Consider the following 15167-nt stretch of genomic DNA (forward strand, 5'->3'; position numbering starts at 1 on the left):
GTACGAGCAGCAGCAGTACGAGCAGCAGCAGTACGAGCAGCACGGGCGCGGGCCGGGGGGCGGCGGAACCGGGGGGCCGCCCTGGTACGGCCCGCGCCCGTGCTGCTCGTACTGCTGCTGCTCGTACTGCTGCTGCTCGTACTGCTGCTGCTCGTACTCGCCGTACGGAGCCCCGTACGGCGCACCCTGCGAGGCGTACGGCTGCTGCGGCTGCTGCGGGTAGCCCTGCGGAGCCTGCGGCTGCCGGGCCTCGTACGGCCCGGCGGGCCTGTGCTGCGGGTGCGGCTGGTCGTCAGGCCGCGGGCGCTGCGGGTACTGGTGCACGAACTTGGCTCCGAACGGTCATGGCTGCCCCCGGGGCTGGGACAAACGGCTGGACTCCCCCTGGTTCTGATGTGCGAACGGGGGAGTCAGTTCCCGAACACGGCAAAAAACCTGCCCGGCCCGCGGCCCCGGGGAACCCCCCGCCCCCTTGTCACCTCTGGGCGTCGAGCGCCTCGGCGCACCGCCCCAGCAGCCGGACCAGCAGGTCCCGCTCCTCGTCGGTGAAGGCGGCGGCGAGCGCCCGCTCCACCCGCACCGCGCCCGCGTCGGCCTGCTCCATGGCGGCGCGGCCCTCGGCGGTGAGGCGGGTCTCCAGCACGTTGCGGTGCCACTCGTGGGGGCTGCGCTCGACGAGGCCGCGCTCCTGGAGGTTCTTCAGCACGGTCGTCATGGTCGGCGGCGTCACCCCGCACAAGCGCGCCAGGGCGGCCGCGGAGATGCCGGGCTTCTCGGCCAGCCAGAGCAGGGCCGCGTACTGCGGGACCGTCACCCCGGCGGGCCTCAGCGCGGCGTTCTTCGCCGCGAGCAGCGCCTGCTCGGCCCGCTTGACGTGCGAACCGATCCGCTCCTCGGGGGACATGGAGGTCATGCGGGCCATCCTAAGCCCCTTGCACATGTTAGACCTCTAACATAGATTCGCCCTCACCAAAGGAACAGAGGTCACATGAAGCTGTCACAGCGAACGAAGAAGAACCTGCCGGCCGTCGTGCTGCTGGCGCTGGCCGCGTCCATGACGGCCGGCACCGGCCCTGCGGCGGCGGCACCGGTCGGGCCCTCCGCGACGCACACGGCGGCGCCGCACGCCCGCATCTCCACCGCCTTCACGCTCCCCGGCGAGCGGGTCTACCCCGAGGGCATAGCTGCCGACCCGCGCACCGGCACCGTGTACGTCGGCTCGTACGCGGACGGCACCGTCTACCGGACCCTGCCCGGCCGGTCCCGCGCCGAGGTGTTCCTGCCGGCGGGCACGGACGGCCGCCGCACGGCGAACGGCCTGCGCGTCGACGACCGCGGCCGCCTGTGGGTGACCGACTCCACCGCCGGCGTCACGGTGTACGACACCCGCTCCGGAACCCGCCTGGCCCGCTTCGACGTCCCGGGCAGCACTCCGCACTTCGTCAACGACGTGGCGATCACCCCGGACGGGACGGCATACCTCACGGACAGCATCCGGGCCGTGGTCTACCGCGTCACCCGCTCCCAACTCGCGACGGGCGGCGGCGTGCTGCACCCGGCATACGACCTGACCGCCGAGCTCACGCCCATACCGGACCGCCGGTTCAGCCTCAACGGCATCACGGCCGACCCGCGCGGCCGCCACCTGCTGACGGTCGACATGATCACGGGCGAGCTGTTCCGCATCGACCTGCGCAGCGGCGCGATCACGCGCGTCGCCCTGGAGGGCGGGAACCTCCTCAACGGCGACGGCATCGACCTCGCCGCGGACGGCACCCTCCGCGTCGTCCACAACACGACGAACACCCTGACCCGCTGGCGCACGAACGGGGACGGCACCCGTGCCCGCCTGACCCGCACACTCACGGACCAGTCCCTCCAGATCCCGACAACCCTCACCCACACCCGCGGCCGCACCCTGGTGGTCCGCTCCCAGTTCGACAAGGGCGGCCCGGCCGGCGACAACGGCGCCCCCGCGCCCTTCACGGTCGCGGAGGTCCGCGGCTTCTGACCGGCGGCGGGCCGCCCGGCCGCGACACCGGGCGGCCCGAAACCCATGACCGCCGACCGCGGCCGCCGCCTGGACCTCGACGAGCCCACACCGCCCCGAAGCCCTTGGGGAGACAGCGCCAAGCCGGCCCGCGAATGCAAGGCACCGCCCGACACCTGCGGGACCTGGTGCGCGATTCCCACTCAGTCTGCGGTGCCCGGCTCCACGACCCACTCGGCTTGCAGCCCGCTCACCGAAGCAATCATGTCGAAGTCGCCGTCGTAGTGCAGGACCGTGGCTCGATGCCGCTCGGCGGTTGCCGCGATGAGGACGTCGGCCAGCGACACCGCCCGGTGAAAGCCGGCGTTCAGGGCCAGGGCCTGGATTTCGAGCGCCCGCTCGAACTCTCCGTTATTGCAGGGCAGGTAGTCGAACCCACGGAGCAGCGTGCGGAGCCGTAGCGCCTCGGGCTTTCCGCGTGCCGAGTACAGCACCTCGTACTCGGTCGGAGCGCACACCGCCAGGAGTCCGTCACGGTCCAGCGCGTCCAGTCGCGCCCGCACCGCCGGCTTACCCAGGCGGGCCAGCGCGGACTTGTCGATGAGGTAGCGCCTCTTCACGCCGCCGAGGCCCCGCCTTCGCGCTTCAGGGAGCCGTCCGGATTCCGCGGCCCCGTCTGCGAGCGGATCTCCGCGAATACGTCCTCGAACTCGCCGTCGTCCATGGCATCGAACAGTTCCCGGCGCAGCCGCAGCTTCACCCCCTCCTCCATGGCCGCCCGCACTGCGGCGGCCTTGGTCTTCACGCCGTACACCCGCATCGCCTGCTCGACGATCTCCTCGTCCAGATCGATCACAGTCCTGGCCATCAGTTGTCCCTCCGCAGCTTGACGACGCAGCAACGATATCGATCGCCTCGTATAAATGACATCACGCATGGAGGTGTACCGAGGGCGTCCTGCTGAAACGGAACGCCCAGCCCAGAGCTCCGACCTCGGAGAACGAGGGTTCGGAGGGGCTGACCCGGCACCGATGCAGCACGGCGCGATCACTCGGCACACGCATGCAGGGCGATGGCCATCCCCTCTCGTTGTGTACACATGGGACACTCGGCACACTTGAGCGCATGAAGCAGCCGCTGCCCACAGAGTCCATCCGTGACGTGCGCGCACACCTGGCCGAGGTCGTGGAGCGCGCGGAACGCGACGACGTACCCACGGTGATCACGCGCCGGGGCAAGGAAGTCGCCGCCGTCGTCTCCATTGAGGTGCTGCGCAAGTACCAGGAGTGGGAAGAGCGCGAGATCAACCGGATCATCGACGAGCGTATGGCCAACCCGGCTCCCGGCATCCCGATCGAGGACATCATGAGGGAGACACTGGCGCGAGGTGAGTGAGTACCGAACCGTCTTCCGGCCAGAGGCGTAGGCCGAGCTTCGGAAGATCCCTCGCGACATGGCGCTGCGCATCCTGGCCAAGCTGACCGAGCTGGAGAGCGACCCCCTCGGCTTCAACACCACCGCGCTCGTGTCGCAGCCGGAACGCCGGCGACTGCGAGTCGGCGACTACCGCGTCGGCTACACGATCGACAACGGGGAGCTCGTGGTGTGGGTCGTGCACGTCGGGCATCGCTCCACCGTTTACGACACCTGACGCCGGCTGATCCGACGTCAGAACATCCGGCACCCATCCAGCACGGTGACGACGCAGGGGTCGACTCCGGGAGGAGCCGACCCCTTCTGACCTGCACGCTTGACGAATCACCTAGCGTGCAGGAGCGAAATGACTACACGTTGAAGCGGAACTCCACCACGTCGCCGTCCTGCATGACGTAGTCCTTGCCCTCCATGCGGGCCTTGCCCTTGGCGCGGGCCTCGGCCACCGAGCCGCATTCGACCAGGTCCTGGAAGGAGATGACCTCCGCCTTGATGAAGCCGCGCTGGAAGTCCGTGTGGATCACGCCCGCCGCCTCGGGGGCCGTCGCGCCCTTCTTGATCGTCCAGGCGCGGGTCTCCTTCGGGCCCGCCGTCAGGTAGGTCTGCAGGCCCAGGGTGGTGAAGCCGACGCGGCCGAGGGTGGCCAGGCCCGGCTCCTCCTGGCCTACGGACTGGAGGAGCTCCAGGGCCTCCTCGTCGTCCAGCTCGGCGAGGTCCGCCTCCAGCTTGGCGTTGAGGAAGATCGCCTCCGCCGGGGCGACCAGCGCGGACTGCTCCGCCTTGAAGGCGTCGTCCGTCAGCTCGTCCTCGTCGACGTTGAAGACGTACAGGAACGGCTTCGTCGTCAGCAGGTGCAGCTCGTGCAGCAGGTCGCCCTGCTCGGTGCCCTTGGTGATGCCCTTCGAGAAGAGCGTGTCGCCGGCCTCGAGGATCGTCTTCGCGTTCTCGACGGCGGCGAGGACCGCGACCTTGTCCTTCTGGAGGCGGGCCTCCTTCGTCAGGCGCGGGATGGCCTTCTCGATGGACTGGAGGTCGGCGAGGATCAGCTCGGTGTTGATCGTCTCGATGTCGTCCTTCGGCGAGACCTTGCCGTCGACGTGGACGACGTTCTCGTCCTTGAAGGCGCGGATCACCTGGCAGATCGCGTCCGACTCGCGGATGTTCGCCAGGAACTTGTTGCCGAGGCCCTCGCCCTCCGACGCGCCGCGGACGATGCCCGCGATGTCGACGAAGTCGACGGTCGCCGGGAGGATGCGCTCCGACTTGAAGATCCCGGCCAGGACCGCGAGGCGGGGGTCGGGCACGCCGACGACGCCGACGTTCGGCTCGATGGTGGCGAACGGGTAGTTGGCCGCCAGCACGTCGTTCTTGGTCAGGGCGTTGAACAGGGTCGACTTGCCGACATTCGGCAGGCCGACGATTCCGATCGTGAGCGACACGTTGGCGACTTCCCGTAGCTGGAGGGGGCGACGGCCCGGGCGCGGGCCACCGGACAGTTTACTTTCCGATGAGCGGCGGTCGATGTACGCGTGTCCCCACAGGCATCGGGGGCCTGCCGCGCCTAGTTTGGTGGGGTGGAGCCATACAGGACGCGTTCGGCGGATCACCCGCAGCGACAGCAGCCGCGGCGCCCCGCACGCGGCGGGCCCGCCGCTGCCGGTGTGCCCGCGCAGGGCGGCGGCCGGCCGCGGCCCCTGCCGGTGCGGCGCGGCCGGCTGCCGCGGCCGCGGCTGACGGGGCTGGGCGGCGGGCTCTTCGCGTGCGCGTCGATGCTGCTCGCCGCCGGGATCGTGTGGCTGCTGTTCGGCGGCTCGCTGTTCGTGTACGGGCTGCTGTTCGTGCCGGTGGCGTCCGCGACGGCCCTGTGGGTGCGGCCCGCGGACCTGGTGACCGCGCCGATCTCCGCGCCGATCGCCTTCGCCGCCGGGGTATGGCCGATCGCCGCGGACTCGGGCGGCTTCGGCGCGCAGGTGATGGGTGTGGTGTCCGCCCTGTCGCTGCACGCAGGCTGGCTGTACGCGGGCACGCTCGCGGCCGCGCTCATCGCGGTCGTCCGCAAGGCGGTGCTGACGGGGCGGCGCCGGATGCCCCGCCGGGCCGGCTGACCCGCAGCCGCAGGCGGCGGAGCCACCGCCCGGGGCCCCCGCCGCCCCGCCGCCCCGCCGGCGCCCCTACCGGGGCGCCGCCGTCCGCGCCGCCATCGCCGCGCCGACGATGCCGGCGTTGTTCTGCAGCACCGCCGGGACGATCTCGGCCCGGATCCCCTCGATCAGCGGCAGGAACTTCTCCGGCTTGCGGCTGACGCCGCCGCCGAGGATGAAGAGGTCCGGGGAGAACAGCATCTCCACGTGCTCCAGGTACTTCTGCAGCCGGCGCGCCCACCGCTCCCAGCTGAGGTCCTGGTCCTCCTTGGCCTTGACCGAGGCGCGCTTCTCCGCGTCGTGCCCCTTGAGCTCCAGGTGTCCGAGCTCGGTGTTGGGGACGAGGTGGCCGTCCGTGAAGAGGGCGCTGCCGATGCCGGTGCCGAGGGTGAGCATCATGACGGTGCCGCCGCGCCCCTTGCCGGCGCCGTAGGCCATCTCGGCCACCCCGGCGGCGTCGGCGTCGTTGAGGACGGTGACGGTCCGGCCGCCGAGCCGCCGCGAGAGCAGGTCCGCCGCCTCGACGCCGATCCACCCCGGGTCCATGTTGGCGGCCGTACGGATCGTGCCGCCCGTGACGACGCCGGGGAAGGTCACCCCGACGGGGCCGTCCCAGTCGAAGTGGCGCACCACCTCGACGACGCAGCCGGCCACCCCGTCGGGGGTCGCCGGCTGCGGTGTCAGAACTTTGTGGCGCTCCTGCGCCAGGTCGCCGCGGTCGAGGTCCACGGGCGCGCCCTTGATCCCCGTACCGCCGATGTCCACACCGAAGAGCTGCATGGACTTACGGTACGGAACCCGCTACTGGTCTGCGACCAGGCCCGCGGCTTCGGCGCGCAGGTCCCGGCGGAGCTCCTTCGGCAGCGAGAAGGTGATCGACTCCTCGGCGGTCTTGACGATCTCGACGTCCGCGAAGCCCCGCTCGGCCAGCCATTCGAGCACCTGCTCGACGAGGACCTCGGGGACGGAGGCGCCGGAGGTCAGGCCGACGGTGGTGACGCCGTCCAGCCAGGCCTCGTCGATCTCGCTCGCGTAGTCGACGAGGTGGGCGGCGCGCGCGCCGGCGTCGAGGGCGACCTCGACGAGGCGGATGGAGTTGGAGGAGTTCTTCGAGCCGACGACGATCACCAGGTCGGAGTCGGCGCCCATCGCCTTGACGGCGGCCTGCCGGTTGGAGGTGGCGTAGCAGATGTCGTCGCTCGGCGGGGAGACCAGCAGCGGGAACTTGGTCTTGAGCGCGTCGACCGTCTGCATCGTCTCGTCGACGGACAGGGTGGTCTGCGAAAGCCAGACGACCTTGGACTCGTCCCGGACGACGACCTTGTCGACGTCGTCGGGGCCGTCGACGATCGTGATGTGGTCCGGGGCCTCGCCGGAGGTGCCGATGACCTCCTCGTGCCCCTCGTGGCCGATCAGGAGGATGTCGAAGTCGTCCTTGGCGTACCGGACGGCCTCCTTGTGGACCTTCGTGACGAGCGGGCAGGTCGCGTCGATCGTGGCGAGCCTGCCGCGGGCCGCCTCCTCGTGCACCACGGGGGCCACGCCGTGCGCCGAGAACATCACGATGTTGCCCGGGGGCACTTCCTCCGTCTTCTCGACGAAGATGGCGCCCTTCTTGCGGAGCGTCTCGACGACGTACTTGTTGTGCACGATCTCGTGGCGGACGTACACCGGCGCCCCGTACTGCTCCAGGGCCTTCTCGACGGCGATCACGGCTCGGTCCACGCCGGCGCAGTAGCCGCGCGGGGCGGCGAGCAGGACGCGGCGGGAAGCGGGAGCAGGGGCGGCGGCAGCACTCATGCGGTCCATCGTACGGGGGTGCCGCGCAGCCGGTACGCCGCCCGGGCGCGGCGGAGGGGCTGGTGGCGGGCCGGGCCGCGGGCCGGGCCGCGGGGCGGGCCGCGGCGCGCGCACGGCAGACGGTGTCGGCGCGGGCGGCTAGCCTGCCTGCATGGGTCTGAATACGTCGGCCGAGGCGCCGCTGCCCGTCGGCCAGGTGTCCCGGCTCATCGGGGGCTGGATCGACCGGCTGGGCCAGGTGTGGGTGGAGGGGCAGATCACCCAGCTCTCGCGGCGGCCGGGGGCAGGGGTGGTGTTCCTGACGCTGCGCGACCCCGCGCACGACGTCTCGATCGGCGTGACGTGCTTCCGGCAGGTCTTCGACGACGTCGCGGACGCCGTGGCCGAGGGCTCGCGGGTGGTGGTCCTGGCCAAGCCGGAGTGGTACGCGCCGCGGGGGCAGCTGTCGCTGCGCGCGGCGGAGATAAGGCCGGTCGGGATCGGGGAGCTGCTGGCCCGCCTGGAGCGGCTCAAGCGCTCGCTGGCCTCGGAGGGGCTGTTCGCGCTGGACCGCAAGAAGCCGCTGCCGTTCCTGCCGCAGCTGATCGGGCTGGTGGTGGGGCGGGCGTCGGCGGCCGAGCGGGACGTGCTGGAGAACGCGCGCCGGCGGTGGCCGGCGGTCCGCTTCGAGGTGCGCAACGTCGCGGTGCAGGGGGTGCACGCGGTGCCGCAGGTGGTCCAGGCCGTCAAGGAGCTCGACGACCTGCCCGAGGTCGACGTGATCATCGTGGCGCGCGGCGGCGGCAGCGTGGAGGACCTGCTGCCGTTCTCCGACGAGGAGGTCGTGCGGGCCGTCGCCGCGGCCCGCACGCCGGTCGTCTCGGCGATCGGGCACGAGCCGGACTCGCCGCTGCTGGACCTGGTCGCGGACCTGCGCGCCTCGACGCCCACGGACGCGGCGAAGAAGGTCGTGCCGGACGTCGGCGAGGAGCTGGAGCGGGTGCAGCAGCTGCGCGGGCGGGGCCTGCGCGCCGTACGGGCGCTGCTCGACCGGGAGGAGCGGGGGCTGGCGCACGCGCTGGCGCGGCCGGTCTTCGTGCACCCGCAGCGGATGGTGGAGACCCGCGAGGACGAGCTGGAGGCGCTGCTGGGGCGGAGCCGGCGGACGCTGCGGCACCTGCTGGACCGGGCCGACTCCGAGCTGGCGCACACGCTGGCGCGGGTGGTGGCGCTGTCGCCGGCGGCGACGCTGGAGCGCGGGTACGCGGTGCTCCAGCGGGCTGACGGGCACGTGGTGCGCTCGCCGGAGGAGGCCCCGGCGGGCGAGGAGCTGCGGGCGCGGGTCGCGGAGGGCGAGTTCCGCGTCCGGGTGGCCGAAAGCGGGCCCGCGGCGGGCGGCTGAACGGGCCGGGCGGCGGACCGCGGCGGCCTGACGAGCCGGGGCGGGGCGGGGGGTGTCGACCGGCCTGCGGCCCGGCCGACTTGACGAATCATGTGCGTGTTGCACCTGGGTGGACGAGATCCGAGGCGGAATGGGAATGGCAGCAGAGAACACTGCGTTGGGCTACGAGCAGGCCCGCGACGAGCTGATCGAGGTCGTCCGCAGGCTGGAGGCCGGAGGCACCTCGCTGGAGGAGTCGCTCGCGCTCTGGGAGCGGGGCGAGGAACTGGCGGCGGTGTGCCGGCGCTGGCTGGAGGGCGCCCGCGCCCGGCTGGACTCGGCGATCGCCGCGCGCGACGAGGCCGGGGAGGGCCGGGAGGGCGGGGACGCCTGAGCTGGCCGGCGCCGGGGGCTCGGGGCGGCCGGGGCGCCGCGGCCGCCGGGCGGACGGTGATTCAAGCCACTGGCGGCCGGATTTAGTTGAAAGTTCGACTAATTTCGGCGTACAGTCGGTGCATCGCTGCACCTCTCCGCATGGAAGAAGGCTTTCCCATGTCCCTCGTTCTTGACCCCGCCGCCCAGGACCTGCTGTTCCGCGAGGCTCGCACCGCCAACACCTTCTCCGACGAGCCGGTGACCGAGGAGCAGGTCCAGGCGATCTACGACCTGGTCAAGTACGGCCCCACCGCCTTCAACTCGACGCCGCTGCGCATCACGCTGGTGCGCTCCCCCGAGGCCCGCGAGCGCCTCGTGAACCTGATGGCCGAGGGCAACCAGGCGAAGACCGCCGCCGCGCCGCTCGTCGCGATCCTCTCCGCGGACAACGAGTTCCACGAGGAGCTGCCGACCCTGCTGCCGCACTTCCCGCAGGCCAAGGACGTCTTCTTCAGCGAGCGCCCGGCCCGCGAGCAGTCCGCGGTGATGAACGCCGCCATGCAGGCCGCGTACTTCATCGTCGGCGTCCGCGCCGCCGGCCTGGCCGCGGGCCCGATGGGCGGCCTGGACTACGCGGGCGTCCAGAAGGAGTTCCTGGACGACGACCACACCCCGCTGATGGTGGTCAACATCGGCAAGCCCGGCCCGGACGCCTGGCACCCGCGCGGCCCGCGCCTGGGCATCGACGAGGTCATCACCACCGTCTGACGGCCGCCCGCGCGCCCCGCACGCACGCGAAGGCCCCGCACCCCGGTCCCCCGGGGTGCGGGGCCTTCCGCGTATCGGACGCGCGGCGCGCTATCCGGCCTGCTGAGCCTGCCCGGACTGCCCGCCCGCGTCGGCCTTCTTGAACTCCAGCGCCGCCGCCATCCTGCCGAGGTCCTCGAACGGCGCGGTTCCGGTCACCACCGTCACGTGGCCCTGCTCCTGCCGGACCAGGGCGTCGTACTTCTCGCCCTCCCAGCGCTCCCACTCCACGCCGCCGGCCTGCTGCGTCTGCCCGGTGGCCTTCGCCTTCTGGGTGACCTTGGACAGGTATCCCGCCGAGGCGTCGCTGGACTGCTCGACGGCGACGTACTGGTTCTGCGGGTCGAGGAAGCCGAGGTGCCAGCGGTGCGCCTCGCGCCGGTCGAACTTCACCGAGGTCGCCCGCCACTCCTCCGGCAGGCCCACCGGCGCCGCGAGCGGGTACGGCGCCGCCCGCCGGGCGGTGAGCGTCTCCACCCGGTAGTCGACGACGTGCGTCGGATCGGCCTCGTCGTCGTGCGGGACGAACATGTAGATCCCCGCCACGACCACGCCGATGACCGCCAGCGACCGGACCATGTCCCAGACCGTCTGCTTGCCCTTCATACCTGCCACGCCCCCCATCGTCCCCCATCGCCGGCGGCGATCTCCGCCGGGGTGGGTGCGCGGGCCGCGCGGCGCGCCGGGGGCGCCGTACGCGCGGGGTGTGCACGGTGTACGCAGGGCGTACGGGCGCCGTTCGCACTCCGTACCCGAAAGGTGCGCAAGGCGTCCGCTCAGGACAAACGCCTGACCGATATCGCGCTCATACGTGACCCGGTCTGCTCAGTTTGTCGACGTGACGATAGAGTTCCCACACCCTCACCTTCCCGGCCGTCGTCGTACAGAAAGGTGCGCTCCGATGACCGAGCACAACCTGCCGCCCCAGCTCGAAGTCGCCCCCGAGGCCCCCGACCGCAACCTCGCCCTGGAGCTCGTCCGGGTGACCGAGGCCGCCGCCATGGCCGCGGGCCGCTGGGTCGGACGCGGCGACAAGATCGGCGCCGACGGTGCGGCGGTCAACGCGATGCGGACCCTGATCTCCACCGTCTCGATGAACGGCGTCGTCGTCATCGGCGAGGGCGAGAAGGACGAAGCCCCGATGCTCTACAACGGCGAGCGGGTCGGCGACGGCTCCGGCGCCGAGGTGGACATCGCCGTCGACCCGATCGACGGCACCACCCTGAACGCCAAGGGCATGCCGAACGCGATCGCCGTGCTGGCGGCCGCGGACCGCGGCACCATGTTCGACCCGTCCGCGGTGTTCTACATGGAGAAGCTGGTCACGGGCCCGGAGGCGGCCGACTTCGTCGACATCAACGCCCCGGTGTCGGTGAACATCCGGCGCGTCGCGAAGGCCAAGAACATGGCCGTCGAGGACGTCACCGTCGTCATCCTGGACCGCCCCCGCCACGAGGGCATCGTCCGGGAGATCCGCGAGACGGGCGCGCGCATCAAGTTCATCTCCGACGGCGATGTCGCCGGCTCGGTCATGGCGGTCCGCGAGGGTACCGGCGTCGACCTCCTGATGGGCATCGGCGGCACCCCGGAGGGCATCATCTCGGCCTGCGCCATCAAGTGCCTGGGCGGTGTCATCCAGGGCAAGCTGTGGCCCAAGGACGAGGCGGAGCGGCAGAAGGCCATCGACGCGGGCCACGACCTGGACCGCGTCCTGACCACGAACGACCTGGTGTCCGGCGAGAACGTCTTCTTCGTCGCCACCGGCATCACGGACGGCGAGCTGCTGCGCGGCGTGCACTACCGCTCGGAGACCGCGACGACGTCCTCCCTGGTCATGCGCTCGAAGTCGGGCACGATCCGCAAGATCGACTCCACGCACCGCCTGTCGAAGCTGCGCGCGTACAGCGCGATCGACTTCGACCGGGCGCAGTAGCGGCGGAGCGCCCGTACGAGCGCACCCGGGCCGGCGGCTGCGCCGGCACAGCGAGAGGGGCGGTTCCCGTGTGCGGCGGGACCGCCCCTCTCGCGTGCCGTGTGACGGGCTCAGCCCGCGGCGGCTATCGTCCCCGCGCCCGGGGTCTGGCGGAGTTCGGCCCCGCGGCGGCGCCTGCGGGCGAGCACGACGCGGCGCTCGGCGGCGGTGAGTCCGCCCCAGACGCCGTACGGCTCGGGCTGCAGCAGGGCGTGCTCACGGCAGGCGACCATCACCGGGCAGCGCGCGCACACCCGCTTGGCGGCCTCTTCGCGGGAGAGCCTGGCCGCGGTGGGCTCCTTGGAGGGGGCAAAGAACAGTCCCGCTTCGTCCCGGCGGCACACCGCCTCCGCGTGCCAGGGGCCGTCCTCTTCCTGCCGCGCCGGCACCCGCGGCCTCGGCACGGCTGTCGGACGCGCCTGAAGGCTCTGTACGGCGGCTACCTGCAGGGACTGATGCGGCGGATGCTGCACGGTCTACTCCTGACGACGGATACGCAAGCGAGAGACGATGCACCTGTCCCTACCCGCTGTGCGCGCCCCTATGCACTGCGTGCGGCGCGGCCGGGACTCCGGCGGAAGTAGACCGAAATGCGACCGCGGGACGGCTGCGGCACCCGCGTCCGGCGGCTACCGGAGGTGCCCCCGGAGCTTGTGGGCGAGGTCGACGAGGCGGGCGCCGGCCTTCGGGCGGGCCTCGATGTTCCCGAGCAGGGCGAAGCCGCGGATGATCACGACGGGGGCGTTCGGGTCGATGCCGCCCGCGCTGTTGCCGCTGACCTCGAAGTTGCCGAGGACGCCGCTGCCGTGGCCGCGGAGGGTGACGTTCTCCGGGACCAGGACCTCGACGTTGCCGAGGACGCAGGCCACCTCGATCTCGGTGACCTGCTGCTCGAAGACGGCCTCGGTGAGGTCGATGCTGATGTCGCCCATCACGGACACGGCCCGGGTGTGCGCCGGCGGGCGCCAGCGGCCCTTGCGGGCGCTGCTGCTGCACACCGCGACGACCGTCTCGGCGGGACCGGGGCGCGCGCCGGATCCCGTGCCGGCGTACGCGGGGGCGTACGCGGCCCCGGCGGGCGCCGACCCGGCGGCGGATGCCGGGGCCGGCAGGTCCCGGACCAGGAGGTCCAGCTCGGCCACGGTCTTGCGGGCGTACAGCGAGTCGAGTCGCTCGGAGTGCTCCTCCTGCGTGAGCCGGCCCTCGGCGACGGCGTCGGCCAGGATCCGCGCGATCCGGTCCCGGTCGGCGTCGGAGGCGCGCAGGCCTCCCGGGGCCGCGGGCGCGGGCGCGGGCGCGGCGGGCGCGGCGGGGTGCTTTTCCAGGTCCATGTCAGCACTCTAGCGAGACACGATAGATCGCGATAGTTCCGAGTGAGCCTTACCTCACAGACATGCGCCCGCGGAGAGGTCCTACGCTGGTTGCGCGCTGCCAATCCGGTCGCCAGCGCTCCCGCCGAGTGAGGATGACTGCCGTCATGCCAGAGTTTGCGTACACCGACCTGCTGCCCCTGGGCGAGGACACCACGCCGTACAGGCTGGTGACCTCCGAGGGCGTCTCGACCTTCGAGGCCGACGGCCGTACGTTCCTCAAGGTCGAGCCCGAGGCGCTGCGCAAGCTCGCCGAAGAGGCCATCCACGACATCCAGCACTTCCTGCGCCCGGCCCACCTCGCGCAGCTGCGCCGCATCATCGACGACCCCGAGGCCTCCTCGAACGACAAGTTCGTCGCCCTCGACCTGCTGAAGAACGCCAACATCGCGGCCGCCGGAGTGCTGCCGATGTGCCAGGACACCGGCACGGCGATCGTCATGGGCAAGCGCGGCCAGAACGTCCTGACCTCGGGCGGCGACGAGGAGGCCCTCTCCCGCGGCATCTACGACGCGTACACGCGGCTGAACCTGCGCTACTCGCAGATGGCCCCGCTGACGATGTGGGACGAGAAGAACACCGGCTCGAACCTGCCGGCGCAGATCGAGCTGTACGCGACGGACGGCGGCGCGTACAAGTTCCTCTTCATGGCCAAGGGCGGCGGCTCGGCGAACAAGTCGTTCCTCTACCAGGAGACCAAGGCCGTCCTGAACGAGGCCTCCATGATGAAGTTCCTGGAGGAGAAGATCCGCTCGCTGGGCACCGCGGCGTGCCCGCCGTACCACCTGGCGATCGTCGTCGGCGGCACCTCCGCCGAGCACGCGCTGAAGACCGCCAAGTACGCCTCCGCGCACTACCTGGACGAGCTCCCCACCGAGGGCTCCGCCCTCGGCCACGGCTTCCGCGACCTGGAGCTGGAGGAGAAGGTCTTCGAGCTGACGCAGAAGCTCGGCATCGGCGCCCAGTTCGGCGGCAAGTACTTCTGCCACGACGTCCGCGTGGTCCGCCTGCCGCGGCACGGCGCGTCCTGCCCCGTCGCCATCGCCGTGTCCTGCTCCGCGGACCGCCAGGCCGTCGCGAAGATCACCGCCGAGGGCGTCTTCCTGGAGCAGCTGGAGCGGGACCCGGCGCGCTTCCTGCCGGACACCACCGACGCGCACCTGGACTCCGCGTCCGACGTCGTCTCCATCGACCTGAACCAGCCGATGGAGGACATCCTCGCGACGCTGACGAAGCACCCGGTCAAGACCCGGCTGTCGCTGACCGGCCCGCTGGTCGTGGCGCGCGACATCGCGCACGCCAAGATCAAGGAGCGGCTGGACGCGGGCGAGGACATGCCGCAGTACCTCAAGGACCACCCGGTCTACTACGCCGGCCCGGCGAAGACCCCCGAGGGCTACGCCTCGGGCTCGTTCGGCCCGACGACGGCGGGGCGCATGGACTCGTACGTCGAGCAGTTCCAGGCGGCGGGCGGCTCGAAGGTCATGCTGGCCAAGGGCAACCGCTCGCAGCAGGTCACGGACGCGTGCGGCACGCACGGCGGCTTCTACCTGGGCTCGATCGGCGGCCCGGCGGCCCGCCTGGCGCAGGACTGCATCAAGAAGGTCGAGGTCCTGGAGTACGAGGAGCTCGGCATGGAGGCGGTCTGGAAGATCGAGGTGGAGGACTTCCCGGCGTTCATCGTGGTGGACGACAAGGGGAACGACTTCTTCCAGAACCCGGCCCCGGAGCCGACGTTCACCCACATCCCGGTCCGCGGCCCCGGCCTCGCATAACCGCGGCACCGCCACCCCGCCCGCGCAGAGCCCCCGGAACCCCACCGGGGGCTCTTGCCGTGCGGTCCGGGAGGCTCTGGGCCCCCGCCGGGTGCGCGGCAGGCGCGGACCGCCCTGAGGGGACGGGGCGGGCGGCCGAAGCG

Annotated in this window: 18 protein-coding genes and 1 pseudogene; 9 read left to right on the plus strand and 10 right to left on the minus strand. The window is 71.8% G+C overall.

Features of this window, described 5'->3' with window-relative positions:
- Both EF903_RS15725 and EF903_RS15730 read right to left on the minus strand, forming a co-directional pair.
- Positions 1–324 (minus strand): annotated as a pseudogene (locus tag EF903_RS15725) (hypothetical protein); the annotation flags it as partial.
- Positions 325–475: 151 nt separating this feature from the next.
- Positions 476–913 carry a MarR family winged helix-turn-helix transcriptional regulator gene (locus tag EF903_RS15730; protein WP_185902679.1) on the minus strand — a complete coding sequence of 146 codons (438 nt, stop codon included), beginning with the start codon at positions 911–913 and terminating at the stop codon, positions 476–478.
- Positions 914–988: 75 nt separating this feature from the next.
- Here EF903_RS15730 and EF903_RS15735 point away from each other — a divergent pair, with 75 nt between their 5' ends.
- Complete coding sequence (locus tag EF903_RS15735) at positions 989–2011, plus strand: SMP-30/gluconolactonase/LRE family protein (protein WP_260615392.1); 1023 nt, start codon at positions 989–991, stop codon at positions 2009–2011.
- Positions 2012–2193: 182 nt separating this feature from the next.
- Here the strand turns inward: EF903_RS15735 and EF903_RS15740 are convergent, their stop codons facing one another.
- Together EF903_RS15740 and EF903_RS15745 are read right to left on the minus strand one after the other, a co-directional pair.
- Positions 2194–2610 (minus strand): PIN domain nuclease, encoded by a 417-nt coding sequence (locus tag EF903_RS15740; protein ID WP_125543855.1) that lies wholly within the window; start codon positions 2608–2610, stop codon positions 2194–2196.
- Complete coding sequence (locus EF903_RS15745) at positions 2607–2858, minus strand: type II toxin-antitoxin system VapB family antitoxin (protein ID WP_125543856.1); 252 nt, start codon at positions 2856–2858, stop codon at positions 2607–2609. Before EF903_RS15745 ends, EF903_RS15740 begins: the two co-directional genes overlap by 4 nt.
- A gap of 257 nt (positions 2859–3115) precedes the next feature.
- Here EF903_RS15745 and EF903_RS15750 point away from each other — a divergent pair, with 257 nt between their 5' ends.
- Both EF903_RS15750 and EF903_RS15755 read left to right on the plus strand, forming a co-directional pair.
- Positions 3116–3385 carry a type II toxin-antitoxin system Phd/YefM family antitoxin gene (locus EF903_RS15750; protein ID WP_125543857.1) on the plus strand — a complete coding sequence of 90 codons (270 nt, stop codon included), beginning with the start codon at positions 3116–3118 and terminating at the stop codon, positions 3383–3385.
- Positions 3386–3431: 46 nt separating this feature from the next.
- Positions 3432–3641: a type II toxin-antitoxin system RelE/ParE family toxin gene (locus EF903_RS15755; protein ID WP_221888743.1), complete on the plus strand. Its 210-nt coding sequence runs from the start codon at positions 3432–3434 to the stop codon at positions 3639–3641.
- A 133-nt stretch (positions 3642–3774) separates the two neighbouring features.
- On the opposite strand, the gene ychF is transcribed toward EF903_RS15755, so the two are convergent.
- On the minus strand, positions 3775–4863 hold the full coding sequence (gene ychF / locus EF903_RS15760) for a redox-regulated ATPase YchF (protein WP_125543858.1): 1089 nt from the start codon (positions 4861–4863) through the stop codon (positions 3775–3777).
- 222 nt (positions 4864–5085) lie between these two features.
- On the opposite strand from ychF, the gene EF903_RS15765 reads away from it, so the two are divergent.
- Positions 5086–5529 (plus strand): DUF6542 domain-containing protein, encoded by a 444-nt coding sequence (locus tag EF903_RS15765; protein WP_260615394.1) that lies wholly within the window; start codon positions 5086–5088, stop codon positions 5527–5529.
- Positions 5530–5595: 66 nt separating this feature from the next.
- On the opposite strand, the gene ppgK is transcribed toward EF903_RS15765, so the two are convergent.
- On the minus strand, positions 5596–6345 hold the full coding sequence (gene ppgK, locus EF903_RS15770; protein ID WP_125543859.1) for a polyphosphate--glucose phosphotransferase: 750 nt from the start codon (positions 6343–6345) through the stop codon (positions 5596–5598).
- Positions 6346–6366: 21 nt separating this feature from the next.
- Positions 6367–7374 (minus strand): 4-hydroxy-3-methylbut-2-enyl diphosphate reductase, encoded by a 1008-nt coding sequence (locus EF903_RS15775; protein WP_125543860.1) that lies wholly within the window; start codon positions 7372–7374, stop codon positions 6367–6369.
- Positions 7375–7516: 142 nt separating this feature from the next.
- Between EF903_RS15775 and xseA the strand changes: the two genes are divergently transcribed.
- The 3 genes from xseA to EF903_RS15790 all read left to right on the plus strand — a co-directional run bounded on the left by xseA (position 7517) and on the right by EF903_RS15790 (position 9868).
- Positions 7517–8746, plus strand: coding sequence for an exodeoxyribonuclease VII large subunit (gene xseA, locus EF903_RS15780; protein ID WP_125543861.1), 1230 nt, complete (start codon positions 7517–7519; stop codon positions 8744–8746).
- Between the two features lie 136 nt (positions 8747–8882).
- A complete protein-coding gene (locus EF903_RS15785) occupies positions 8883–9119 on the plus strand; it encodes an exodeoxyribonuclease VII small subunit (protein ID WP_125543862.1) in 237 nt (78 codons plus the stop codon).
- A gap of 158 nt (positions 9120–9277) precedes the next feature.
- The gene (locus EF903_RS15790; RefSeq protein WP_125543863.1) at positions 9278–9868 is read left to right on the plus strand and encodes a malonic semialdehyde reductase; all 591 of its coding nucleotides are present in this window, start codon (positions 9278–9280) and stop codon (positions 9866–9868) included.
- 90 nt (positions 9869–9958) lie between these two features.
- Here the strand turns inward: EF903_RS15790 and EF903_RS15795 are convergent, their stop codons facing one another.
- Complete coding sequence (locus EF903_RS15795; protein ID WP_185902680.1) at positions 9959–10513, minus strand: DUF4245 domain-containing protein; 555 nt, start codon at positions 10511–10513, stop codon at positions 9959–9961.
- A 295-nt stretch (positions 10514–10808) separates the two neighbouring features.
- Between EF903_RS15795 and glpX the strand changes: the two genes are divergently transcribed.
- Positions 10809–11840: a class II fructose-bisphosphatase gene (glpX, locus tag EF903_RS15800; RefSeq protein WP_125543865.1), complete on the plus strand. Its 1032-nt coding sequence runs from the start codon at positions 10809–10811 to the stop codon at positions 11838–11840.
- 110 nt (positions 11841–11950) lie between these two features.
- Here the strand turns inward: glpX and EF903_RS15805 are convergent, their stop codons facing one another.
- The gene (locus EF903_RS15805) at positions 11951–12352 is read right to left on the minus strand and encodes a WhiB family transcriptional regulator (RefSeq protein WP_390335542.1); all 402 of its coding nucleotides are present in this window, start codon (positions 12350–12352) and stop codon (positions 11951–11953) included.
- 156 nt (positions 12353–12508) lie between these two features.
- Positions 12509–13210 (minus strand): DUF1707 domain-containing protein, encoded by a 702-nt coding sequence (locus EF903_RS15810; RefSeq protein WP_125543867.1) that lies wholly within the window; start codon positions 13208–13210, stop codon positions 12509–12511.
- A 146-nt stretch (positions 13211–13356) separates the two neighbouring features.
- Here EF903_RS15810 and EF903_RS15815 point away from each other — a divergent pair, with 146 nt between their 5' ends.
- Positions 13357–15024 carry a fumarate hydratase gene (locus EF903_RS15815; protein WP_125543868.1) on the plus strand — a complete coding sequence of 556 codons (1668 nt, stop codon included), beginning with the start codon at positions 13357–13359 and terminating at the stop codon, positions 15022–15024.
- Positions 15025–15167: the final 143 nt, after the last annotated feature.

The organism is Streptomyces sp. WAC05292 (assembly GCF_003949955.1).
GTDB lineage: Bacteria > Actinomycetota > Actinomycetes > Streptomycetales > Streptomycetaceae > Streptomyces > Streptomyces globosus.

Excerpts from the sequence above, each read along its gene's own strand:
- EF903_RS15735 (WP_260615392.1), top strand. The coding sequence starts at position 989 with ATGAAGCTGTCACAGCGAACGAAGAAGAACCTGCCGGCCGTCGTGCTG.
- EF903_RS15815 (WP_125543868.1), top strand. The coding sequence starts at position 13,357 with ATGCCAGAGTTTGCGTACACCGACCTGCTGCCCCTGGGCGAGGACACC.
- ppgK (WP_125543859.1), bottom strand. The coding sequence starts at position 6,345 with ATGCAGCTCTTCGGTGTGGACATCGGCGGTACGGGGATCAAGGGCGCG.
- xseA (WP_125543861.1), top strand. The coding sequence starts at position 7,517 with ATGGGTCTGAATACGTCGGCCGAGGCGCCGCTGCCCGTCGGCCAGGTG.
- EF903_RS15730 (WP_185902679.1), bottom strand. The coding sequence starts at position 913 with ATGACCTCCATGTCCCCCGAGGAGCGGATCGGTTCGCACGTCAAGCGG.
- EF903_RS15745 (WP_125543856.1), bottom strand. The coding sequence starts at position 2,858 with ATGGCCAGGACTGTGATCGATCTGGACGAGGAGATCGTCGAGCAGGCG.
- glpX (WP_125543865.1), top strand. The coding sequence starts at position 10,809 with ATGACCGAGCACAACCTGCCGCCCCAGCTCGAAGTCGCCCCCGAGGCC.
- EF903_RS15775 (WP_125543860.1), bottom strand. The coding sequence starts at position 7,374 with ATGGACCGCATGAGTGCTGCCGCCGCCCCTGCTCCCGCTTCCCGCCGC.
- EF903_RS15785 (WP_125543862.1), top strand. The coding sequence starts at position 8,883 with ATGGCAGCAGAGAACACTGCGTTGGGCTACGAGCAGGCCCGCGACGAG.
- EF903_RS15750 (WP_125543857.1), top strand. The coding sequence starts at position 3,116 with ATGAAGCAGCCGCTGCCCACAGAGTCCATCCGTGACGTGCGCGCACAC.
- EF903_RS15810 (WP_125543867.1), bottom strand. The coding sequence starts at position 13,210 with ATGGACCTGGAAAAGCACCCCGCCGCGCCCGCCGCGCCCGCGCCCGCG.
- EF903_RS15790 (WP_125543863.1), top strand. The coding sequence starts at position 9,278 with ATGTCCCTCGTTCTTGACCCCGCCGCCCAGGACCTGCTGTTCCGCGAG.
- EF903_RS15795 (WP_185902680.1), bottom strand. The coding sequence starts at position 10,513 with ATGAAGGGCAAGCAGACGGTCTGGGACATGGTCCGGTCGCTGGCGGTC.